Genomic DNA, 23,722 nt, shown 5'->3' with positions numbered 1-23,722 from the left:
GAGATGATTAAACTATCAACAATCGCACTTGCCTTGGTAAGTGCTGGCCTCATGGGTTGCGGATCACAGCAATCTGGCAATGAAACCCTGACGGCACCAGGTGCACCTGGCGTTAAACCTTATTGGTCATACTCTGGAAAAACGGGGATTGGTACGTCGTACGAAGCGTACCAAGACGGCAAGTACAGCGATTCTACGGCTACTAAAGCAGTTTCAAAGGTATGGTTTTCTGTTGCAAAAGGGATGATCACAGAGACCATGTTTGGACTTATTCACCAAGCGCAGATCAAAGACATGCAATTTATCATCGTGGGTGACGGCTTTGCAGTGAAAGAATCTGATACTGACGCTCTAGATGTCACGATTGACTACCTTTATAAAGATGCCAGTGGGCGCCCGTTATCGCTGGCTTACAAAATATTAAGCAAGGATAAGCAAGGCCGTTTTACTCTTGAAAAGCATATTTTTACCGACCCTGATGGACAAACCTTGTTTGTTCGAGCAAAAGTAGATACTGAATTCAAAAATGTACAGGCTTTTGTGAACGTTAATCCATACGTGAATAACAATGGCTTAAACGATTTTGCAAAAGTGACAGAGCAAGGTTTGTTAGCATGGGAAGGTAAGAACTATCTCTCATTGCAGAGCAAAACCGGCTTTGTTGAAGCATCTGTCGGTTTTACTGGCACCAGCGATAATTTAGCGGCACTTGAGACTACAGGACATATAGCTCTGGCTTATGCATCTACAGGCAAAGAGAGTGGCAACGTTAACTGGTTGGCAAACTTAGGAGAAGTAAAGGGCAGCAGCACCTTTGACCTTACCTTGAGTTTTGGTCATTCTCAGCAGCAAAGCTTTGCTGAGGGGGCAGCCACATTAGCCAAAGGTTACGATAAAGTACTGGCTGATTATAATGGTCAAGGCACAGCGGTGGGCTGGCAAGATTATCTCGAAAGTTTAGCGCCACTAGAGTCCATGACGGCAAATACCGCAGACAACGGCAAGTTACTTTACACCAGTGCGCTAGTGCTTAAGGCGCAAGAAGATAAAACCCATGCCGGTGCGCTGATAGCATCGTTGTCGAATCCGTGGGGTGACACAGTACCAGCAGAGCAAGGCCATACCGGTTATAAAGCAGTATGGGTGCGTGATTTTTATCAAGTAGCGATGGCATTTTTGGCGATGGGAGATACACAAACAGCACTCACTGCTTTTGAGTATCTAGAAAAAGTGCAAGTTACGGATAAAACACCGGGTAACCATGGTGATACCGGCTGGTTCTTACAAAAAACGCATGTAGATGGCGAGCTTGAGTGGGTTGGAGTACAGCTTGACCAAACAGCAATGCCGATTATGCTGGCATGGAAATTGTGGCAAGCGGGTGTGCTAAGCGATGATAGACTGGTTTATTGGTACAATAAGATGTTAAAGCCCGCGGCTAACTTTTTAGTTGAAGGAGGGCTGGCTAAAATATTGTGGAATGACACGCAAATCATACCGCCTGCGACGCAACAAGAGCGTTGGGAAGAGCAAAATGGTTATTCACCATCGACTACCGCGGCAATCATTGCAGGCCTTGTGACGGCGAGCGACATTGCTAAATTGGCCGGTGATAAAGCGGGACAAGAGAAATTCCTTGCGACGGCGCAGCAGTACAATCGTGATGTTGAGTCATTCATGTTCACAACCAAAGGTAATCTGCAAAGCAAACACAGTGACGGTCAATATTTCTTCCGTATTGGACAAGACGAAAACCCTAATTCCAGTACGACCTTAAATGCCAATAATGGCCGCAGCGGAATGGATAAGAAGCAAATCATCGACGGTGGCTTTTTAGAACTTGTGCGTTACGGGGTTAGAGGGGCTGATGCCCCAAGCATCGTGGCTACCATGCCTGAATATGATGATGAGTCGATAGCTGAAAACTTAAGAGTAAAATATAGCTTTAAATTTGATGGCGATGTTAATAGTTATCCGGGGTATCGCCGTTACGGTAACGACGGTTATGGTGAAGACGAGAAGCGCGGTATTAATTATGCCGAAAATGGTCAGAATACCGATGGCCAACGCGGTCGAGTGTGGCCTTTCTTTACCGGAGAGCGTGGTCACTATGATATTGCGCTGGCGCTGCTCGATGGTGAGTTAAGTGCGGATGAACAGAGCAAAATACAAAATACCTACGTGAAGGGGATGGAGCACTTTGCTAATGAAGGCATGATGTTACCTGAGCAAGTATGGGATGGTGTGGGTAAAAATACCTTTGGCTATCAACTTGGCGAAGGAACCAACTCAGCGACGCCTTTGGCTTGGACACATGCTGAATACGTAAAGTTAGTGCGCTCTCTTAATGAAAAACAAGTGTGGGATCACTACCCAATCGTAGAAAGTAAACTGAAATAACAAACAGTAAGTAAACCCATAAAAAATGCCGAAGATGAGTTCGGCATTTTTATCGCTATTGCTACCGTGAAGACTGCCTAACAATCAATTTCGGTGGCAAGAGAGTAGAGGCTACCGCTTCACCTCGGATAAGTGTAAGTAAGTTATCGACCAGCATTTGTCCTGCCAATGTGGTGTTTTGCTGCACAGTAGTTAAAGAGGGAGAAACATAACCCGCAGCGGCAATGTTATCAAAGCCAACGACATGTACATCATGAGGGACGCGAACGCCTGCTTCTTGAAGCGCCTTAATCGCGCCAATAGCAATGAGATCGCTAGCAGCGAAAAGCGCGTTAAATTTAACATTGTTGGCGATTAAGGAGCGAGTTGCATGATACCCAGAGTCTTCTGTGGAAATCGCATTTGCCATCTTACGGTCGCTCACCTCAATACCTTTTGCTTTAAGGGTGTCTCTAAAGCCTTTAAAGCGCGCAAAAAATTCTGGGCTGTGATCCGAAGCATCGCCAATAAATGCACAATCTGTTCTGACCATGTCGATTAAATGCTTTGCAGCTAATACACCACCACCGTAATTATCGCAGCTCACCGTTAAGTCTGGACGGTTATCAACCGTTGCCCCCCAACAAACAAACTTTGTGTGGTTGTCGAGTAGAGTTTGTAGCTTTGACTGGTAATCGATGTAATCACCATAGCCTAGTAAAATTAACCCGTCAGCACGGTGACTATCCTCGTAATCGGCATGCCAATCACTGCTCGTCGATTGGAACGATACTAAAAGGTCATAGCCTTCTTTTGCACACGCTCGGGTAATACTGCCAAGCATACTCAAAAAGAAAGGATTAATTTGCGACTCGTCTTCTGTGGGATCTTCAAATAGCAGCAAAGCCAATGTACTGCTTTGCTGCGTGCGCAGATTACTCGCGTTTTTATCGACCTTATAGTTAAGCTTTTTAGCAATCTCATGAACGCGACGACGAGTTTCTTCGTTAACCAAAGGGCTATTTCTTAGGGCACGCGACACCGTAGATTGCGAAACGCCAGCATAATGGGCGATATCAAATGAAGTTGCTTTACCTTTCATGTTCTTCTCAACGCTTAAGACAGTGACATTGTCAGCCATTCAATTTTTTTTTCAACCAATTTCACCGAATTTGCAAATTTTTATTGATACAGTCTGACACCGGTGTCATAATGTCGATGTTTTATCATTTTGTTGTCAAAACGTATTTGGCTGCCCTATGCCAAGGGCAGCATTTTTTACCAAATTAACAGAATAACAGGTAAGAACAAAAGCCAAGGCGTGCAAATTTTGGCGAGTTGAGACAATAAATTGCAGGACGTGTGCTGGCAGCCCTGATGTTAGCCCAAGCATAATCGCAGTGATAAAGAGATAATAATATGAGCCAGACAACAAGCCATTCATCCGTGCCGTTTGAGCCGATTGTCGTTGCCGACATCGGGGGAACAAACGCCAGATTTGCAATCGTGTCAGATTTTGATACACGAACTAACCATTTTGTAATTACGCATCAAGCCACTTTTCCTAGTGCTGAATTCCAGTCTTTTGAATCCGCTATCCAAAAATATTTAACTGAGCTACCTGTAGCGCAGCCAAGCCGAGCCTGTCTCGCGGTTGCCGGTCCTATCAAATCTCAGCAAGTTCATTTAACTAATTTAGGTTGGCATTTTAATTCCGAAGACATCAAAGCCCAGTTCGATTTTACCGAACTTGCCGTGATCAACGACTTTGCCGCTTTTGCCTATGCGGCGCCCTACTTAGCACTAGAAAAAAACCTAGTGATTAAGCAAGGCCAGCCTGAGCTAGGTGCAAATATCGGTGTAATGGGTCCTGGCACTGGATTTGGTGCGGCTTGTCTTGCTAGAGATATTAATGGCAGCGCGGTGATGAGCTGTGAAGCGGGACATATCTCACTTGCACCGGTTACCGCCTTAGATAAAGAGCTGTTAACGGTACTGCGCGCAAGTATTCAACATGTTTCAGTCGAGACGGTGTTTTCAGGCCCGGGTATTGCGAGACTCTACAAAGCCATGGCAGAAGTACGTGGTGAGCAAGCTAAAGATCTGAATGCAGCGCAGATCAGTGCGCTTGCGAAAGAGTGCAAAGTGTGCGATGCGACATTGAGTCATTTCTGTGACTGGGTGGGGAGTGTGGCCGGCGATTTAGCGCTGACTTTTGGTGCCTTAGGTGGTGTTTATATAGGTGGTGGGATCTTGCCGCGGATGAAAGCGCGATTACAAGCAAGTAGCTTTGTTGAACGCTTTACCGAAAAAGGCATGATGTCACAGTACACGAGCCAAATTCCAGTTACTTTGGTGGTACAAGATAATATCCCACTGATTGGCGCAGCAGCATGTATTCATGAGCGACGCCGGGCTTAAGGGAAAATCGATGAAAAAAGTAACTATTAATAGCGTTGCCGAATATGCCGGAGTGTCTAAAAAGACAGTATCTCGGGTATTAAATAACGAGCCAAATGTTAGTCCAGCAACGCGGGAAAAAGTCCTGAAGGTCTTTGAAGAGCTGAATTATAAGCCTAATCCTATTGCACGCGGTTTGGCACAAAATCGTAGCTTTATCATCGGTTGTTTATACGACAACCCATCAAAAAGCTATATCACGCGAGTGCAAAGTGGTGCGCTGGAAGCGTGTCAGAAGCATAGTTACAATTTATTGATACACCCTTGTGAGCTGCGCGGCCAAGACCTTATCGACAATGTTGATCAGCTGCTTACCACATCGAGGCTTGATGGTATTGTGCTTACTCCGCCGTTTTCAGACTCCAACGAGCTTATTGCTTTTTTAAAGCAGCGTAATATTCCCTATGCACGCGTTGCTTCAGCCATTGAAGGCGATGATTCGATTTCAATTCGCAGTAACGACGAGCAGGGCGCTTTTGAGTTAACTGAGCATCTGATCAATTTAGGTCATATCGAAATTGCCTTTATTAAAGGTCACCCTGATCACAGTGCCACGGAAAATCGTTTCTCTGGTTACCAAAAAGCACTAGCGAAGCATGGTATTGAATATCGAGAGCGGTTAGTTGCAGAAGGTAACTTTAGTTATCATTCAGGTGCAGACAGTGCAAAAGCCATATTGGACTTAGAGCCAAGGCCAACGGCTGTATTTGCATCAAACGACTATATGGCTGCGGCCGTGTTAAAACTTGCTACGCAGCGAGAAATCAAAGTGCCCGAGCAGTTATCTATTGCTGGGTTTGATAACGCACCTATCGCAAGGCATATTTGGCCGGGTCTGACGACGATAGCACAACCTGTGGAGGAAATGACTCGGATAGCGGTAGAAGAGCTGATTAAGCATATATCTCAGCCGCAAGAAGCACCGTTTCAGCAAGTTTTAGAAGCTAAACTCATCACTCGAGAGTCGACGAAAGCGCGCTCGAATTCATAACTTTTTCAATTTTTATACTTGCCCCAAAGCCCAACGCTTAGCCGTTGGGCTTTTTATTTTCGCAGCTACTAGGGAAAATGTTGCGGACTAAATAAATGCGCAGATTTATGTCACGATAATCAGGCTCGCTGACCCTTAGATTAAAGGTCATGTTGCCAAGTTAAGGCTCATTGATAACTTCGCTATCAAATAATGATTTCGCTCAATCATTAATATTATTCTTTTTGTCATAATAATTACTAATAAAATCAGCTAGGTAATGATTTTAAGACTACAGATATCGGCAAAGTTTTAAGTGGTTATAATTTGGTCATTTTAAAAAGTTAGACTAAATTTATAAGAAGGGTTGACACCGGTGTCAGCTTTATGCGTAAATATAGTGACACCGGTGTCAGGTTGGGGTGAGAGACAACCTGATAGCGTACCTTTGAACGGGTAAATCAAAGCAGCTCTGTACAAGGATTACCACGAATGCTGGTAATCGTGCAGAGCCTTTTTCCTCTAACACTAGAGAGTCAGTAATATGTTGCATCCACGAATTCAGGAAGTCACCGAACGCGTCATTGAGCGAAGCAAAGCAACACGTCAAGCCTATTTAGCTCGAATCCAACAAGCAAAAAAACAAACGCGCGTACGAGCAGGACTGGGCTGTGGAAACCTAGCACACGTAATGGCTGCTTGCTCAAGCAGTGATAAGACTCGTCTAAAAGAAGACGAGCAACCGAATCTAGCAATTATCAATTCGTACAATGACATGTTGTCTGCGCACGAACCTTATAAAGAATATCCAGATTTAATTAAAGCAGTGGCAAACAAGTTTGACGCGACTGCACAAGTAGCGGGTGGTGTACCTGCTATGTGTGACGGGGTTACCCAAGGTCGCGATGGCATGGAACTGTCTTTGTTCTCTCGTGACGTAATTGCCATGTCAACAGCGGTGGCGTTATCACACGATGTCTTCGATGGGGTTTTCTGTCTTGGTGTATGTGACAAAATCGTCCCAGGACTATTAATCGGTGCTTTGTCTTTTGGTCATTTGCCCATTTTCTTTTTACCAGCAGGCCCAATGCAATCTGGGATCCCGAACAAAGAAAAGGCGCGCATTCGTCAAAAGTTTGCACAGGGCTTAGTCAGCCGCGAAGAGTTACTTGAAGCTGAGAGTGCTTCATATCACAGTGCAGGTACTTGTACTTTCTACGGTACGGCAAACTCGAATCAGATGCTAATGGAGATCATGGGTCTTCATTTACCTGGTAGCTCGTTTATCAATCCATACACAGAATTAAGAGATGGCTTAACGGCGAGTGCGGTTGAGACCATGCTAACTCAGCTACTTGACGGTAAAAGCGGCAATGCACTTGCGGATATCGTGAGTGAAAAAACCGTGATTAATGGCTTGGTCGGGCTGTTGTCTACTGGTGGCTCTACCAACCATGCCATTCACTTAGTCGCAATGGCAAAAGCGGCTGGTGTTCAAATCACTTGGAAAGACATGGCGGATTTGTCTGAAGTAGTGCCTTTGTTAACACGTATCTATCCAAATGGTCATGCCGACGTAAATCACTTCCAAGCGGCTGGTGGCATGGGTTTCTTAATGCGTGAATTAAGAGATGGCGGCTTCTTACACAATGACGTAAAGACGATTGTGGGTGAAGGACTTGATGCTTACACGATGGAGCCACTACTGGATATCAACAGCAATGTGATTATCAGCGACAATCAAGGCCCTGCCAAAGTGAAGTGGGTACCAGTACCTGAGAATTCACTGGATGAAGAAGTACTTCGCCCAGTAGCAAATCCATTTAACAAGCAAGGCGGCTTGCAACTACTTAATGGTAATTTGGGTAAAGCGGTGATTAAAGTGTCTGCGGTACAAGAGCAGCACCAAACGGTGACTGCACCGGCGAAAGTATTCAGCTCTCAAAGCGAATTACAAGAAGCCTTTAGTGCTGGCAAGCTTAACCAAGACTTTATTGCCGTGATCAAAGAGCAAGGCCCTAAAGCGAAAGGTATGCCTGAGTTACATAAACTGACACCTGTCATGGCTACATTACAAGACCAAGGTTTTAAAGTGGCGATTGTGACAGATGGTCGTATGTCTGGTGCTTCGGGTAAAGTACCTGCGGCGATCCACCTTGCGCCGGAAGCGGTTGAAGGTGGTGCAATTGCAAAAGTACACGAAGGTGATTTGATCACCTTAAATGCACCAAAAGGCGAATTAGTGCTACATGTTTCTGATGAAGAAATGGCACAGCGCGAATTACAGCTCTCACCGCAATCTCAAACATTTGGTACGGGTCGAGAGCTATTCTCAGGATTTAGACACGTAGTGAGCAGTGCAGATCAAGGTGCATGCTCATTTGGCATCGAAGAATAATAACAGTGGGAATGAGGGTGAGCATGAGTATTAAAGAGATATTGTCAGCAGCACCAGTGGTTCCGGTTATCGTTATTGATAACCTAGAAGACGCGGTGCCGCTTGCTACGGCATTGTTTAATGGTGGCTTAAAAGCACTTGAAGTGACACTTCGTACACCGGTGGCAGCGCAAGCGGTAAAAGACATTAAAGCGGCTTTACCAGACGCCTATGTTGGTACTGGTACGGTAGTGGATAAGGCAACCTTTAATGCCTCTGTAGAAGCCGGCGCTGACTTCATGGTAAGTCCTGGTGTTAATGACGAATTATTAGAACTGGCTAAGTCGTCAAGTATTCCATTTCTTCCAGGTGCTGCAACGCCAAGCGAAGTGATGAAGCTTGCAAGTCACGGTTTTGAATTCTTAAAGTTTTTCCCAGCAGAAGCAGCAGGTGGTGCACCAATGCTTAAATCCATTGGCGGACCAATTCCACAAGTAAAATTCTGTCCAACGGGTGGTATTTCGTTGGCAACTGCACCTAAGTATCTTGCACTCGACAATGTGGTATGTGTGGGCGGTACTTGGATGCTTGATAAAGCACTTATCGCAAACAAAGACTGGCAAGCCATTGAAGCGCTTGCGAAACAAGCAAGTGAAGTAAAATAGATTAGGGGACAGTTATCATGATTAATATCGCAATTAATGGCTATGGACGTATCGGTCGTAACGTACTTCGTGCACTGTACGAGTCAGGTCAGAATAAAGACATCAAAGTCGTTGCCATCAACGATCTCGCACCTGCAAACGTAAACGCGCATTTGACTCAATTTGACTCTGTACATGGTCGCTTTCAAGAGCAGGTTGTTCTTAACGACAACACACTCGTTATTGGCGGTGACGAAATCACGCTAACGCAAGAGCGTGATCCTGCAAATCTTCCTTGGAAAGCGTTAAACGTTGATATCGTGCTTGAATGTACTGGGTTGTTCACTTCTCGTGAAGCTGCGGCTAAACACATTGAAGCTGGTGCGAAAAAAGTGATTGTATCTGCGCCGGGCACAGATATGGATGCAACGGTTGTTCATGGCGTTAACAGCGAAGTACTAAATGCTGAATCAACCATTATCTCTAACGCATCTTGTACCACAAACTGTCTTGCGCCTATTGCAAAAGTATTGAATGATACTATTGGTATTGAGCAAGGTAGCATGACAACCATTCATGCCTACACCAACGATCAGAATCTATCAGACGTTTACCACCCGGATTTATATCGTGCGCGTAGTGCTACTCAGTCAATGATCCCGACGAAAACGGGCGCGGCAAAGGCGGTTGGCTTAGTGCTTCCTGAACTTGCTGGCAAACTAGACGGTATGGCGGTTCGTGTGCCAACCATCAACGTATCACTGGTTGATTTAACGTTTGTTGCTAAGCGTGACACTTCAAAAGAAGAAGTGAATGCAGCAATCAAAGCGGCTGCTGAGGGCGCGATGAGTGCAATCCTTGAGTACAATGAATTACCTTTGGTTTCTATCGATTTCAACCACAACCCAGCTTCTTCAGTGTTTGACTCTACACAAACCAAAGTAGATGGAAAGCTGGTAAAAGTGATGGCTTGGTATGATAACGAATGGGGCTTCTCTTGCCGCATGCTAGACCAAGTTAAAGCACTAGGTGCATTTTTATAATCAGGATTAATTTCTGACCAAAAGCTCTGCAGATCGCGGAGCTTTTTTGTTTTTGACGGAAAAATTGCCATTCTTCCTTATCAATTAGTATAAGTTCCTTGAGGATCGGCACCGTATATGGAAAAATTCACCACACAAACACCAATAACTCCAAACGAGGATTCAATTATGCGCATCATCTTGCTAGGCGCGCCGGGTGCAGGTAAAGGTACTCAAGCTCAATTTCTAATGGACAAATATGGGATCCCTCAGATCTCGACAGGCGACATGTTACGTGCTGCTATCAAAGAAGGGACTCCGTTGGGTCTTGAAGCGAAAAAAGTCATGGATGCAGGTCAACTAGTATCTGATGAAATCATTATCGGTTTGGTAAAAGAGCGCATCGCAAAAGAAGATTGTGCAAATGGCTTCTTGCTTGATGGCTTCCCACGTACAATTCCACAAGCAGATGCAATGAAAGAAAATGGCATCAAAGTTGACCATGTTATCGAATTTGACGTGGCAGATGAGATCATCGTTGAGCGTATGAGCGGTCGTCGTGTACACCCAGGTTCTGGTCGTGTTTACCACATCGTTTACAACCCGCCTAAAGTAGAAGGCAAAGATGACGTAACGGGTGAAGACCTAATCATTCGTGATGACGACACTGAAGAGACAGTACGTAAACGTCTAGCGATTTACCATGAGCAAACTAAACCTCTAGTAGACTACTACAGTGCGGAAGCGGATGCTGGTAACACGCAATATCACAAACTAGATGGTACACAAGCTGTTGATGCGGTAAGCAAGCAGTTAGGTGAACTATTGGGTTAATGCCCATTAGCTGTACATACGAAAAAAGGAGCTTATTTAGCTCCTTTTTTAGCGGGATTTATAGCGAACTTTTGACTTAAGTATGAGCAAGGGGTTACTACACATTTACTTTATATAGTAAACAAATCATATTGCCGGACTTATAGAGGAATGTGAATTAAGTGTAACTAAACTGTGCTTTTTGTTGTTTTTTTTGTGTTATTGTAGAGGTGTACAAATGTCTAACTAAAGGAGCTGACAATGCACTTAAAACTCAACAAAAAGAAAATTAAAACGTTATCTAAAGATAAACAGGCAATTCCACATGCTCAAACCCCCGCTATTGCTGGTGGGTTATCAAATGGGCCTGAGTGCTTCACATATAGCCATGGCGGGTGTTGCGGTACAGTTGCCCCTACAAATATTGACTGTAGTGCTGCTTGTCAACATTAGCAGTGTTACTAGGCTTGGATTAACAGTCCAAGCCTTCATTAAGCATGATTTATTTAACAAAATATTACGCTTTCGCGATAAATATAGCACGGAGCGGAGCGGGGTAGCCTTCAATGGTTTTGCTGGTGTCATTTGGATCTAAGAAATCAGCAAGCGACTCTGTTTCCATCCAAGGAGTTTGGCGCTGTTCGTCTAACGACGTGACGTCTTTGTTTACTACCTTGATATCTTTGAAGCCCACGCGCTCAAGCCATAATGTTAATGCGTCGCAGCTTGGAATAAACCAGACATTGCGCATCTTGGCGTAGCGATCGGTCGGCACCAATACTGTATTTACATCGCCCTCAATGACAAGTGTTTCTAGCACTAATTCGCCATCTTTTCTTAGCTGAGACTTTAGCTGCGCTAAAAAGTCGATTGGTGAACGACGGTGATATAGCACGCCCATTGAAAACACAGTATCAAATGCTTTTAACTCAGGCAGTTGCTCTACACCTAGTGGTAGTAAATGCACGTTTGGATCGGGGTTAAAGTGTTTAATCGTTTGGAATTGGCATAAAAATAGATCGGAGGGGTCAATGCCAACAACAAGCTCTGCGCCTTCACCGCGCATACGCCACAAGTGATAACCAGAGCCACAGCCGATATCCAATACATTACGGCCGTGAAGGTCGCTGATATGGGGGAGCAGTCGGTCCCATTTCCAGTCGCTGCGCCACTCAGTATCAATATGGACGCCATGTAAATGAAATGGTCCCTTACGCCATGGCATCATGCGTTTTAGTAAATGCGTTAACTGCTTTTGATGACCTTCATTGACGTCTTCGCCAGTACCTATCTCAACCTTGGTTTTTATATCAACATGGGTGGTTGAGATCTCTGGTAGATTTTTAATGACTTTTTCCCATTTCGGCCAGTCGCCATGTTGGGCTTCTTTTTGCCAATGGCTAAGCTGCGCAGGCAACGTTTCTAGCCAATGGCTCAAAGGGGTTTTCGCAATGGTTGCATAAAAGTCGGTAAACCAATGATTCATAATTGCCTCTATTTTATTGCTACCATTGAGCAGAAGTTAAAGCACTGATACCACACTTGAGTTTGATTAAAGCCAATAGCTTCTAATCTTGTCATATGGGTACTTAACAAGTCCGTGCGCATCACGTTTTCAATCGCGTTGCGTTTTTGGCTGATCTCTAATTCTGAGTAGCCATTGTGGCGTTTAAAGTCGTGGTGAAGGTCGATAAGTAAGTTGTCTTTAGTATCGTTTTCACCGCGGATTTTTTCACTTAATAGCAGTACACCACCAGGTTTCAAACCCTGATATATTTTTTCTAGAACCGCTTTGCGGTTTTCTGGTGGAATAAACTGTAGGGTGAAGTTCATCGCAACGACAGATGCATTGCTAATCTCTATTTCATTGATATCACCTAAAGTGACCGAGACTGGGACGTCGGATTTAAAGCCTTTTAGATGCAGTTGGCAGCGCTCTACCATAGGCTGTGAATTGTCCACGGCAATGATATGACAGTTTTCTTTATCTATATTTCTACGCATGCTTAGCGTGACTGCGCCTAAAGAGCAGCCTAAGTCATATAAGTTTGAGTTACTTTGCGCGTAAGTACCCGCAAGTTTGCCCATTGTGCTTACTATTGTCGCGTAGCCCGGCACTGAGCGCTGGATCATATCTGGAAACACTTCGACGACATTGGCGTCGAAAGTGAAATCTTTTACTGCTTGCTCAGTGGCATAAATACTGTCTTTGCCCGTCACATTTAATCTCTCTTTGAAAATAATCTCGCTATTTTAGCATTTTATGCTGGATAGTCAGTGATAAATTCAGTAGCTTGGCTACTATTAATAATAAGAAGTAACTATGAGACCAAAAATGGCGAAAAGCAAAGTGATTAGCACAGAAGACATCCTCTCAACGCTATGCCACTCAGTAACAGAAGTTCTGTCGTCGGCAAGCGGCAACCAAATTAACTATTCCGCGATGGTACAAAAGATAACTCGTACCTGTATGAGGCCTGACATCGGCTGTTTCGTATTGTTTGATGGCGGCTTTACCGGTTTAGTCGTAACTAATTTTACCGCGCAAGCCGCGATGGAGGTGTATACCGACTACATGCGTAACATGGGCATGCCTGAAGAAGAAATTGCGCATAGTCATTTATCTGATGACGTTGCCAATGTATTGGGTGAGTTGATGAATCAGATTGTTGGTGATTTCACCAACAAAGTACGTGAGCAGCTACATACCTCTATCACGCAAAACCAGCCTAAGATGATGGCTATCAACAAACAGGTGCAGATCTCGGTAGACACAACGATGGATCGCCCGCAGGCGAGACGCGTTACCTTTACCACGCAAGGCCAGAATATTTTCTATCTTGAATTGGCAATGGATAAAACTGAATTCATTAAGCTACATGACTTTGATATTGCAGAGTCGGTAGACCCAGATGATATTATTGCAAGTCAGGCTGAGAAGAAAAAGCCAGCGAAGCCGCAGGAAGAAGATGTTGTAGATGACGACTTTATGGATCAGTTAGGACTGTAAAACCGTATTTAGAGCACCTAACAGAAAGGCCACATCTGTGGCCTTTCTGTTAGGTAAAAATCTTCATTTCGTCCTCGGATAAAATATATAGTAATGGCACTAATGCAGCGCGCCTTTTCCTGCATTAAGCTCCGGTGCTTCTTCTACATGCTTTATGGATGTTAGCATCATAAAGGCTTCATTGAACTCAAAGCGGGCGATGGCGGTTTTTAATTTCTGTAGTTCTGGTTCAGTCAAATAGCTACTTACTGAAATTGAGTCTACTAGCTCTGTGGCTTGAGTATCATAATCTCTTAATGCACATGCGAGCTGGATGAGTTCCTCTAATTGACTATTGCCACCTTTTTCTTCGTTGTTTTTCGTTACACTTTTTACCTGATGAGACGCTTCTTTTTTACGACGCTTTTGGCATTGTTCCAGTGCATATTTAACGTATTTAATCAGCTCGTCAATTTCGCTTGCATTAGGTGGGCGGACATTGAGAGAAGCCTCAATGTGCTTAAGTTCCTCGGTCAGCCTAACAATCGAAAGGTTAGCACTAGCACCTTTTAATGCATGTAACATGCTATGTGCCAGTTCAAAATTTTCAATGGCTAAAGCCTGTTTTAAATTGATCAGCTCTTCAATCTGCTGAGACAGGAACTTTTCTAAGATATCGAAGTAAACCTTTTGGTTGCCAGCTGCTCGAGCAATACCCTCGGCAATATCAATACCTTCAAACTCAATGATCTCATCAATTTCCTCAATCTCTGCAACGACTTTTGGTGGGTTAACTTCTGGCGTTGTTAAAAGGCCATCGGCTTCGGTGCATGCGTATTTCAAAATACTTTTAACGAGTTGTTCAACGTCGATGGGTTTGGTTACGTGGTCATTCATACCAGCATCGATGCAAGTCTGTATGTCTTCTTCCATGGCATTGGCGGTCATCGCTAGAATAGGGAGTGTATTTTTATCGAACTCTATGCGAAGGTTTTGCGTCGCGGTAATGCCGTCCATCACTGGCATTTGCATATCCATTAAAACAATATCTATGTGTTTGCTATGAACTTGATCAATGGCTTCTTGTCCATTGTCTGCGACCGCTACTTGCGCTCCGAAGCTAGATAAGATCTCCGCTGCTATCTCCTGATTGACTGGCTGATCCTCCGCGACCAAAATTGATATGCCATTTAGTGCTTGTTTACTAATCGTTTGTTCTTTTTTGGTGATAGTGGTTCTTACTTCCGGTGAGTCAAACACGGCATTTTGAATAACGTCCACAAGGTTTGACGGATTAATCGGCTTTAAAAGTACACCATCAACTAAACTGGCTTGGCTGTCGTTCAGGTTTAGCTCCCGACCATAAGCGGTGACTAAAATAAACTTACTTTGCGACACATCGACCTGCGATTGCAGCTTAGTGATTAGCTCAATGCCATCTAATTTTGGCATATGCCAATCGACGAAAATAAGATCGGGTAACTCTTGTGTCAGGACGAATTGATTTAACGCTTTATGAGGGTCTAAATAAGAACAAACCTGCATACTAAAGTTTGTTAGCATACCGCTTAACACGTCCAATGCGTGTTGGTTATCGTCAATAATTGTTGCTGATAGCTCTGATAAGTGGGTAGAGGCCATTTTCGCTTGACTCAGCTCGTCACTGACTTCCATTTCTAATGTGAAATAAAACTCCGAACCGACGTTTTCCTCGCTCTCAACATATATTTCTCCCCCCATAAGCTTGACCAATTGTTGCGAAATCGTGAGGCCAAGCCCTGTACCGCCATATTTTCTGGTGATCGAATTATCTGCTTGCGAGAAAGATTGAAATAGGTTTTTTTGCTGGCGTTTATTCATGCCAATACCAGAGTCTTTTACGCTAAACTTAATTTTTGCTAACCCTTTTTCGACATTGACAAGGGCGACACGAATAACAACCTCACCGGTTTCTGTGAATTTAACTGCGTTACCCGCTAAATTGATGAGTACTTGGCTTATTCTAAATTGATCGCCAATCACGCAGTAGGGCACTTGTGAGTCGATATCAAAGACTAACTCTAGTTGTTTTTCTTGGGCTTTTACACTGACGATGGTGGCGACATTGTCGAGTAGTTTTTCTGTTGAAAAGGCCTGATATTCTAACTCGATTTTGCCAGCTTCGATTTTTGAAAAATCGAGTATATCGTTGATCAATCTCAGTAATTGCTTTGCGGCTGTATCTATTTTTGATACGTAGTCGTGCTGTTTTGCATTCAATTCTGTCGCGAGCGCGAGATGAGACATACCAATAATCGCGTTCATTGGGGTTCTAATTTCATGGCTCATGTTGGCGAGGAATTCGCTTTTCGCTTTTGCCGAGTTTTGGGCCAAGTTTTTTGCTTCTATGAGTTCACGTTGTAGTTGGTTCCTCTCCGAAACGTCAAGGTACATGCCAACAATACCAGCTACATCGCCATTTTCATTAAAAAATGGCGCTTCGTATACAATCAGTTCCCGCGGCTGTTCTTGGCCATCGAGCAATAATACTTCATAGGTTTGCTCCTGGGTTGTGGTGGTAATTTCGTGGGCTTTGGATTCAAATAGACTGGCTATTCCTAGATCAAAAACCTCGTCTAACTTGGCGCCAATCACATCTACTTCAAATTGATCTAACAGTGTTAAAAAGGACTTGTTTACGCCCATAAATACACCGTCAGTCGAACGATAATACGTGGGGTTTGGGATAGCATTGATAATATGGTGAGTAAGTTCGAGTTGTTCGCTTAAGGCCGATTCTGCCTTTTGCTGCTTTTCGATATTTTCATTGATGGCAAGCGCGAGGCTTAAGTCCTTACACAAATACTCGAGCGCTTCAAATTGGCTGTCTATCAACACCTGAGCACTACCTACTAGCAGCACATAGACAACATGATTACCGATGGCTAGTGGAAAGCAATAACGGCCTTGTAACTTCACTTCAACTTCTTGTTCTTTGAGCCACAACGGTTCTTGTTGTACTTGTGGTTCATTATTTGCTGCGCAATGCGCTAGAGTGGACGCAATAATTGAATGGCTTGGTGTCACCCCATGGCTTTTCACTAACGACAAGGCGTCGTCTTCTAAATTGGCATAGAGGCAAACACTCGGTGCATTGAACTCATTGGCAATAAACTCTAGTGCATGGCGCACGATAGGCTCGGAGCCGGTGATGGATTTTAGTTCGCGATTATAGTTTTCGATAATTGCGGCTGACGCCAACTTTTGGCTTTGAGAGGTGGTGGCAACATGGATCGCTTGCGTGAGCCGTTTTACATCGACGTCACTGTTTGTAGGCACCACAGAAAGAGGGGCGCCATTTAACGCTTGTGCACGTAGCGTATTGACGATGCGATATAGCGGGGAGAAATGTTTGGTGCGCATAAACCAAACATAAAAGCTTAAAAATAGTGTTAATACCGCGAAGGCAAGGCCGGTAATCAACAGTATTAGGAGTTGTTGATTTGTGCTTGTTTCAAGTTCAGCGTTTGCAATGAGAGGCAATTGTGAGATGGCGTTTTGATAACTTTGAGGCAAATCGGCCTGCTCAACCGTATCTGCTAAAAATTGAGACTTTAGTCTTGCTTGGGTTTCATAGATTTGTTGTAACGGAAGTGGTAATGGATGACTTGGTGCAGATTTGATTTCACCTAGCCATTGGACGTTTTTATCTTTGCTATACATCTCTAGTGATAGGTGGTTGTGGTAAGCGGTATTAACGTCGGTCGCGAGAGTGCTGTGAGTAGTTGTTGAGTAGTAGATAAGCGTTGCGCTTCCTAGGGCAGCCATCAAGGCGAAAAGTGCGATCCAACTTAGTAATGCTTTTGAGGACATAAGTTATTATTTACGCGTGAATTTATATATAAACATAGTCGCGATATACAATATCTCAAGCTATGCTGTAAAAAGTGTCTATCTTAAGGACTTGAGTAACGTTACATGTCAGACATTTTAATTGTTGACGATATGCCGGAAAACCTCCAAGTATTGCAGCTCATACTAAGAAAGGAAGGGTATAAAGTATTGGCAGCACGGGGTGGGGATATTGCCTTAGGTATTGTTAAAAAGCACCAGCCTGAGTTAATTATTACCGATATAAAAATGCCAAATATGTCGGGGATTGAACTATGTAAAGTGCTTAAGTCCGACAATTCGGCGGCGGCCATTCCGGTTATTTTTGTGAGTGCTTATGAAGACAGCGAGAGCTTGGTACAAGCATTCGAAGTCGGTGGTGTTGATTACATCACCAAACCTTATAAACCCGCTGAAATCATAGCCAGAGTAAACACCCAATTTAAGTTAATTGAAGCGCAAAAGTTAGCGGTAAAACAGCAGCTATCTAAGGCTATAAACCAAATGGTGATGGGGATTGCACACGAAATTAATACCCCGCTTGGTACCAGTATTACGTCCAACACCTTTTTAGAAGGCGTCATGCAGGAGCTACAAAGTGCACTCACCGTAGGTACGCTTACGCAGGATGAGCTGGTAACGGGGTTTGAGCAGATCAAAGACAGTAGTGCGCTGTGCAGCCGTAATCTAGAAAAAGTGGCTAAGTTTGTCAGCTTATTAAAATCGGTCTCTCAGTCTGAGCGAGATAGCAGCTGTGCTGACGTTAAATTACAAGAAATAGAAACAAGACTGAAAAAAGATTTTTCAAAGCAAGACGTACAAATTCAGTTTGTTGGTAACACAACAACTGAAGTTTACGTGGATGGTCAAGCACTGGTTGAGGTATTGAGCAACTTAGTTGAAAACTCTATTGCGCATGCCTGGATTGACCATGATCACCTTGCCACCATCACCTTTACGCGCTCAGGTAACAATTTACATGTTAATTATACTGACAATGGAATAGGGCTTAGAGGAATTAGTACACAAGAGTTATTAAAACCATTTGTGACGACAAAAAGAGGTAATGCAGGCCATGTTGGGTTAAGCGCAAATTTAACTGCCAACTTGGTTTCAGGGGCACTCAATGGAGAGTTTAGCGTGAAAAATACACCGCAAGGATTGGAGTGGGATATCCAAATACCGATAGATACCCCCGATAATGCTTGATCTGCATCAAAAGTCTCAGGCCCTATACATAAAAGCGGACATAAGTCCTTATATCATTTGTCCTAATTCAATAAGCTCGCTCGCTGTTAAAACGTAATCTTTAAAAAGTACTCTGCTGACCATGTAATTAGCTACACTTTTTGAAGAATTATCGACAACACGATCGTATAAGGGCTTTTTAGCCTTTGCTGTTGCTGTTTTGAGTGAGGCTTGTTAAATACAAGTTTACTGCTTAAAAACAACCCCCTAGGTTAACAGACCCGATAACATACGCCTTACCTTCTACTAGGTACGCAGTGTTGAGATGACACGGGAAGTGCGTTATTTACCCCGATGTGCAATTGAGTAAATAACCATGAATTACTAATAATTTTGGTGGAACCATTATGCAACAGTTACCTACCGTAGACTATCAATCGCCAAATGCTGCGAAAGAATTTGTAGAATCTTTAAGAAACACGGGTTTCGGTGTACTAAAAAATCACCCAATCCCACAAGAGTTGGTTGAATCAATCTACAAACATTGGCAAGAATTTTTTAATTCAGAAGAAAAACACGAATTCCTTTTCAATAAAGAAACCCAAGATGGTTACTTCCCACCAGAAGTCTCTGAAGTTGCGAAAGGTTTTACAGTCAAAGACATCAAAGAGTACTTTCACGTTTATCCAAAAGGTCGCGTACCGGCTCAATTAGAAGCAGAGATTCGTGAATATTACCGTTTAGCGAGCGAGTTTGCTCAAGAATTGCTAAGCTGGGTACAAGCTGAAGCGCCTGCAGATGTGAGAGCGAGATTCTCTATTGACCTTAAAGATATGATCAAAGAATCAGAGCAGACATTACTGCGTATTCTTCATTATCCACCAATGACAGGCGATGAAGAACCTGGTGCAATTCGCGCCGCAGCTCATGGTGATATCAATCTACTTACTGTATTGCCTGCGGCAAATGAGCCTGGCCTACAAGTGCAAAGACAAGATGGCAGCTGGTTAGACGTACCATGCGACTTTGGTTCGTTGATTATTAATATTGGTGACATGCTACAAGAGGCGTCGGGTGATTACTTCCCATCGACAATTCACCGTGTGATTAACCCTACTGGCAAAGCGTCGACGAAATCTCGTATTTCATTGCCGCTATTCTTACATCCAAAACCGGATGTTGTGTTGTCAGAGCGTTACACTGCAGATAGCTATTTGCAAGAGCGTTTGAGAGAGCTTGGGGTTAAGTAATCTGCGAATAACCTGAACGACAAGGTTAAATCGATAAAGCGACTTGATGTAATATTGAGTCGCTTTTTTATTATGTGTTTAACAATCCCTAATCTCTGTTAGTCCTTGTAATTTGACGATTATTGCAATTTTTCACTGACAATCCTCACAATCTGTGCAATATTAGTTTTTTTCAAAATGAAGAAATTTCTTGAAAAATTTAATGACAACGCTGTCATTTGTTGTGTAACATCAATTCAACATGAATGAAAAACCGTGTCTAACGAAAATAATAACGCGGTCTAATCCAGAACAAGGTAGGGGTCTTTACATGATGGCTAAACAGGTTAACCAAGACCAACTATACATCGGCGTCGATGGTGGTGGAACAAAATGCCGCGCTACAATTTATTCTCTTCAACATGGCGTTTTGGGTACGGGTCTAGGCGGTCCTGCGAATCCCTTACATGGTTTAGAGCGCACGCTTGAATCTATCATGGTGTCGACACAAATGGCGTTACAAGACGCGGGTCTTCGTGTTGAACAAGTACATGAGCTAAATGCAGGCCTTGGCCTTGCAGGTGTTAACTTACCCGCGCTCTATGACAAAATCATGCAATGGGAGCATCCCTTTAAACAAATGTTCCTTACCACAGATTTACACACCGCGTGTATTGGTGCTCATGAGGGTAGCGATGGTGCAGTGATTATTACGGGCACCGGCTCCTGTGGTTTTGCCTTAGTTGATGGTAAAACAGTGAACTATGGTGGCCATGGTTTTGCGCAAGGCGACATGGGCAGCGGCGCTTGGATGGGGTTAGAGGCGGTCAAAGCTGCGTTACTCGATCTTGATGGCCTTGGCGAAAAAACATCATTGAGCCAAGTATTACTAGAGCACTTCAGTGCGAAAGGGGCGATGGGTATTGCTGAACAAATGGCTGGGCAGCCGTCTAGTGGTTATGCAAAGCTGGCTCGTTATGTATTAGAACAAGCTAAGCAAAATGATGAAATTGCCCTTTCTATCGTAAAGTCTGGTGCGGAATATATTAGTCGTTTAGCGAAGCGTTTACTTGAACTAAACCCACCTAGACTCTCTATGATCGGCGGATTATCAGAGCCGCTACAACCATGGCTCGACCCAGAAGTTGCAAAGCAAGTCCAATTACCGAAACAACCTCCTGAAATGGGGGCAATTTACTTTGCAATTCAAAGTGCAGGTCAAGAATTAAAAAAGGCGAACTAATGACGACTCAATGTTATTTTGCTCCAGAATTTTTTGATGGTGAAAGTGTTAGAAAAGACGTTTACTTCGAAATAAACAACGGCCAAATTCGTTATCTAACTGAGTCGCTAGTAACCAATGTATCTAAGCTATCAGGGCTAGTTGCACCAGGTTTTATTGATGTACAAGTTAATGGTGGTGGCGGTGCATTTTTTAATGCTGAGCAATCCACGACATGCTTGGCGACTATGGTTAAAGCACATGGCCAGTTTGGTTCCACGGGATTAATGCCAACCCTTATCACTGACAAGATTGAAGTGATGCAACAAGCGGCAGATGCAACAGCAGAAGCTATTGCTACTAATCAGCCTGGAGTGCTTGGGATCCATTTTGAAGGTCCACACTTATCTCATCCTAAAAAGGGTACGCATAGCGAAAAGTTCATTAGACCAATTTCAGAGCAAGAGTTTGCGGTATACGCGCGTCAAGATTTAGGCATCAAAATGGTGACTTTAGCACCTGAAACTGTGCCACTTAGCGATATCGAACGCTTGATTTCATTGGGTGTGAAAGTGTGTATCGGTCATTCAAATGCGGACTATGACACCGCTAACGCCGCACTTAATGTTGGCGTTGATGGCTTTACGCACCTATTTAATGCAATGTCTGCGTTTACTTCCCGTGAGCCGGGCGTTGTCGGCGCCGCGCTTTGGAATGACAATAGCTGGTGTGGTTTGATTGTTGATGGCCATCACGTTCATCCATTGTCGGCGCAGCTTGCGATTCGTACTAAGCAGCGCGGCAAAATGATGCTAGTGACGGATGCCATGCCTCCGGTTGGTACAGATGATACGGAGTTTGACTTTTTTGATGGTAGAAAAGTTATTCGTACTGGCGATCGGTTAAATTCAACAACCGGTGAGCTTGCTGGTAGTGTATTGGATATGGCAAGTGCGGTGCGAAATACCGTCAATACGCTTAACGTGAGCCTAGCGGAGAGTTTGCGCATGGCCTCTCTTTACCCTGCGCAATATCTTGGCCTGTCTCAAAAGGGGCATCTAAGATCGGGTGCTGATGCTGATTTCGTGGTGCTCGACAGCGATTTGATTGTGAAGCAAACCTATATTGGTGGTCAGTTGCTGTAACTGATTTGCAATTGAATAGTGGACGGAAACGGCCGCTTAAGTTTCCCTGATAAAACCCCGCAGCAGTACCGCGGGGCTTTGTTTTTTTAAGCTTAGCCGGTATTTGGTTAAGCATGGGTGGATCGACAACTCAGGAAGTTAATGTCGTGTGCGTAATGATAGAGTCATGATTGCAACGCGCATCAAAACTAACCTTGAGGCAAATGGATTTGCTTGATTGAGCGATCCATAGTTAATGTTTTCACGCGGATAAATAACAATGACAACGAATAATAAGCCAAAGCGACTTGCGTCTTTAGATGCCTTACGCGGCATGGATATGTTCTGGATCTTAGGTGGCCAGTCTATTTTTGCGGCACTGTTTGTATTGACCGGATGGCAAGGGTGGAAGGCGTTCGAAGCGCACACGCTACACAGCCCTTGGCATGGCTTCACTTTTTATGATCTTATCTTTCCACTGTTTATCTTTTTATCGGGTGTGGCGATGGGCTTGTCACCTAAACGTATCGACCATCTGCCCTTTAATGAACGTAAACCGTTTTATCTCAAAGCACTGAAGCGCCTTTTGTTACTGTGTGCTTTTGGCGTGTTATACAACCATGGTTGGGGAACTGGGATCCCAATGGATCCTGACGGTGTTCGCTACGCTAGTGTATTAGGTCGCATTGCGTTTGCTTGGTTCTTTTGTGCTTTACTGGTTTGGCATACGAGCTTGCGAACCTTGGCTTATGTGGGTGTAGGCATATTGACATTTTATTGGTTACTGCTTTGCTTTATCCCGGTTCCTGGTGGGCAAGCGGGGGACTTAAGTGCAAATGGTGTTGGTAGTTGGAATGCGTTCATTGATACGTATTTACTACCAGGGACCAGTTATCAAAATCGTCCGGTTGACCCAGAAGGTGTGCTGTCAAGCTTACCTGCCATTGTAAATGCTATCGCAGGTGTATTTGCTGGTCGTGCGATCGCCAATGCACAAACGCAGGGAGAGTGGAAAATTGTTGGTATTTTGGCAGGCTCTGGTGTACTCGCCTTAGCACTAGGTTGGCTTTGGGACATGCAATTTCCAGTTAATAAAGAATTGTGGACAAGCTCATTTGTGCTAGTAACCGTCGGCTGGAGTGCAATTCTACTAGCGGTATTTTACGCGATAGTAGATGTACTGAGCTTTCAACGTTGGGCGTATCCATTTGTTATTATAGGAGCCAACTCCATTATTATTTATTTGGCGTCAAGCTTAGTGAATTGGACCTTTATTAGTAAAAGCGTATTCGGTGGCGTGATTGCCGCCGTGCCGGCTGCGTGGCAACCATTAATTGCTGTTTTTGCGCTACTGGCGGTACAGCTTTTAGTGCTGCACTGGATGTATAAACGCCGTATTTTTGTAAGTGTATAATATTCACAAGCCTCCTTTCAA

18 protein-coding genes are annotated in these 23,722 nt (G+C 44.0%); 14 read left to right on the top strand and 4 right to left on the bottom strand.

Features of this window, described 5'->3' with window-relative positions; translation table 11 throughout:
• Positions 1–3: 3 nt before the first annotated feature.
• The gene (locus L1271_RS08430) at positions 4–2,400 is read left to right on the top strand and encodes a glycoside hydrolase family 15 protein (RefSeq protein WP_235367562.1); all 2,397 of its coding nucleotides are present in this window, start codon (positions 4–6) and stop codon (positions 2,398–2,400) included.
• A 61-nt stretch (positions 2,401–2,461) separates the two neighbouring features.
• Here the strand turns inward: L1271_RS08430 and L1271_RS08425 are convergent, their stop codons facing one another.
• Positions 2,462–3,481 (bottom strand): LacI family DNA-binding transcriptional regulator, encoded by a 1,020-nt coding sequence (locus tag L1271_RS08425; RefSeq protein ID WP_039495539.1) that lies wholly within the window; start codon positions 3,479–3,481, stop codon positions 2,462–2,464.
• Positions 3,482–3,798: 317 nt separating this feature from the next.
• On the opposite strand from L1271_RS08425, the gene glk reads away from it, so the two are divergent.
• The 7 genes from glk (at position 3,799) to L1271_RS08390 (ending at position 11,118) form a co-directional block, all read left to right on the top strand.
• Positions 3,799–4,800, top strand: coding sequence for a glucokinase (gene glk / locus L1271_RS08420; RefSeq protein WP_235367561.1), 1,002 nt, complete (start codon positions 3,799–3,801; stop codon positions 4,798–4,800).
• A 10-nt stretch (positions 4,801–4,810) separates the two neighbouring features.
• Positions 4,811–5,830, top strand: a complete 1,020-nt coding sequence (locus tag L1271_RS08415) for a LacI family DNA-binding transcriptional regulator (RefSeq protein WP_010604049.1) — start codon at positions 4,811–4,813, stop codon at positions 5,828–5,830.
• 523 nt (positions 5,831–6,353) lie between these two features.
• Positions 6,354–8,207 (top strand): phosphogluconate dehydratase, encoded by a 1,854-nt coding sequence (gene edd, locus L1271_RS08410; protein WP_010604050.1) that lies wholly within the window; start codon positions 6,354–6,356, stop codon positions 8,205–8,207.
• Between the two features lie 23 nt (positions 8,208–8,230).
• The gene (locus L1271_RS08405; RefSeq protein WP_010378022.1) at positions 8,231–8,851 is read left to right on the top strand and encodes a bifunctional 4-hydroxy-2-oxoglutarate aldolase/2-dehydro-3-deoxy-phosphogluconate aldolase; all 621 of its coding nucleotides are present in this window, start codon (positions 8,231–8,233) and stop codon (positions 8,849–8,851) included.
• A gap of 17 nt (positions 8,852–8,868) precedes the next feature.
• The gene (gene gap, locus L1271_RS08400) at positions 8,869–9,873 is read left to right on the top strand and encodes a type I glyceraldehyde-3-phosphate dehydrogenase (protein WP_010604051.1); all 1,005 of its coding nucleotides are present in this window, start codon (positions 8,869–8,871) and stop codon (positions 9,871–9,873) included.
• Between the two features lie 168 nt (positions 9,874–10,041).
• The gene (gene adk / locus L1271_RS08395) at positions 10,042–10,686 is read left to right on the top strand and encodes an adenylate kinase (protein WP_010378026.1); all 645 of its coding nucleotides are present in this window, start codon (positions 10,042–10,044) and stop codon (positions 10,684–10,686) included.
• A gap of 240 nt (positions 10,687–10,926) precedes the next feature.
• Complete coding sequence (locus L1271_RS08390; protein ID WP_102056604.1) at positions 10,927–11,118, top strand: hypothetical protein; 192 nt, start codon at positions 10,927–10,929, stop codon at positions 11,116–11,118.
• A gap of 64 nt (positions 11,119–11,182) precedes the next feature.
• Here L1271_RS08390 and cmoB read toward each other — a convergent pair whose 3' ends face one another.
• Complete coding sequence (gene cmoB / locus L1271_RS08385) at positions 11,183–12,151, bottom strand: tRNA 5-methoxyuridine(34)/uridine 5-oxyacetic acid(34) synthase CmoB (protein ID WP_102056605.1); 969 nt, start codon at positions 12,149–12,151, stop codon at positions 11,183–11,185.
• A gap of 8 nt (positions 12,152–12,159) precedes the next feature.
• Positions 12,160–12,885 (bottom strand): carboxy-S-adenosyl-L-methionine synthase CmoA, encoded by a 726-nt coding sequence (gene cmoA, locus L1271_RS08380; RefSeq protein ID WP_102056606.1) that lies wholly within the window; start codon positions 12,883–12,885, stop codon positions 12,160–12,162.
• Between the two features lie 115 nt (positions 12,886–13,000).
• Between cmoA and L1271_RS08375 the strand changes: the two genes are divergently transcribed.
• Positions 13,001–13,675, top strand: coding sequence for a DUF3334 family protein (locus tag L1271_RS08375; RefSeq protein ID WP_010378035.1), 675 nt, complete (start codon positions 13,001–13,003; stop codon positions 13,673–13,675).
• A gap of 99 nt (positions 13,676–13,774) precedes the next feature.
• Here the strand turns inward: L1271_RS08375 and L1271_RS08370 are convergent, their stop codons facing one another.
• Positions 13,775–17,506, bottom strand: coding sequence for a response regulator (locus L1271_RS08370; RefSeq protein ID WP_235367560.1), 3,732 nt, complete (start codon positions 17,504–17,506; stop codon positions 13,775–13,777).
• 105 nt (positions 17,507–17,611) lie between these two features.
• On the opposite strand from L1271_RS08370, the gene L1271_RS08365 reads away from it, so the two are divergent.
• From L1271_RS08365 to nagX, 5 genes are all read left to right on the top strand, one after another.
• A complete protein-coding gene (locus tag L1271_RS08365) occupies positions 17,612–18,733 on the top strand; it encodes a hybrid sensor histidine kinase/response regulator (RefSeq protein ID WP_102056608.1) in 1,122 nt (373 codons plus the stop codon).
• Positions 18,734–19,119: 386 nt separating this feature from the next.
• Positions 19,120–19,962: an isopenicillin N synthase family dioxygenase gene (locus tag L1271_RS08360; RefSeq protein ID WP_010604058.1), complete on the top strand. Its 843-nt coding sequence runs from the start codon at positions 19,120–19,122 to the stop codon at positions 19,960–19,962.
• 310 nt (positions 19,963–20,272) lie between these two features.
• Positions 20,273–21,184, top strand: a complete 912-nt coding sequence (gene nagK, locus L1271_RS08355) for an N-acetylglucosamine kinase (protein ID WP_010604059.1) — start codon at positions 20,273–20,275, stop codon at positions 21,182–21,184.
• Positions 21,184–22,308, top strand: coding sequence for an N-acetylglucosamine-6-phosphate deacetylase (gene nagA / locus L1271_RS08350; RefSeq protein ID WP_235367559.1), 1,125 nt, complete (start codon positions 21,184–21,186; stop codon positions 22,306–22,308). Before nagK ends, nagA begins: the two co-directional genes overlap by 1 nt.
• A 259-nt stretch (positions 22,309–22,567) precedes the next feature.
• On the top strand, positions 22,568–23,701 hold the full coding sequence (nagX, locus tag L1271_RS08345; RefSeq protein WP_235367558.1) for a transmembrane glucosamine N-acetyltransferase NagX: 1,134 nt from the start codon (positions 22,568–22,570) through the stop codon (positions 23,699–23,701).
• Positions 23,702–23,722: the final 21 nt, after the last annotated feature.

This window comes from Pseudoalteromonas sp. OF5H-5 (assembly GCF_021530695.1).
Lineage (GTDB): Bacteria > Pseudomonadota > Gammaproteobacteria > Enterobacterales > Alteromonadaceae > Pseudoalteromonas.
This window is presented reverse-complemented; position numbering and strand designations above follow the sequence as displayed.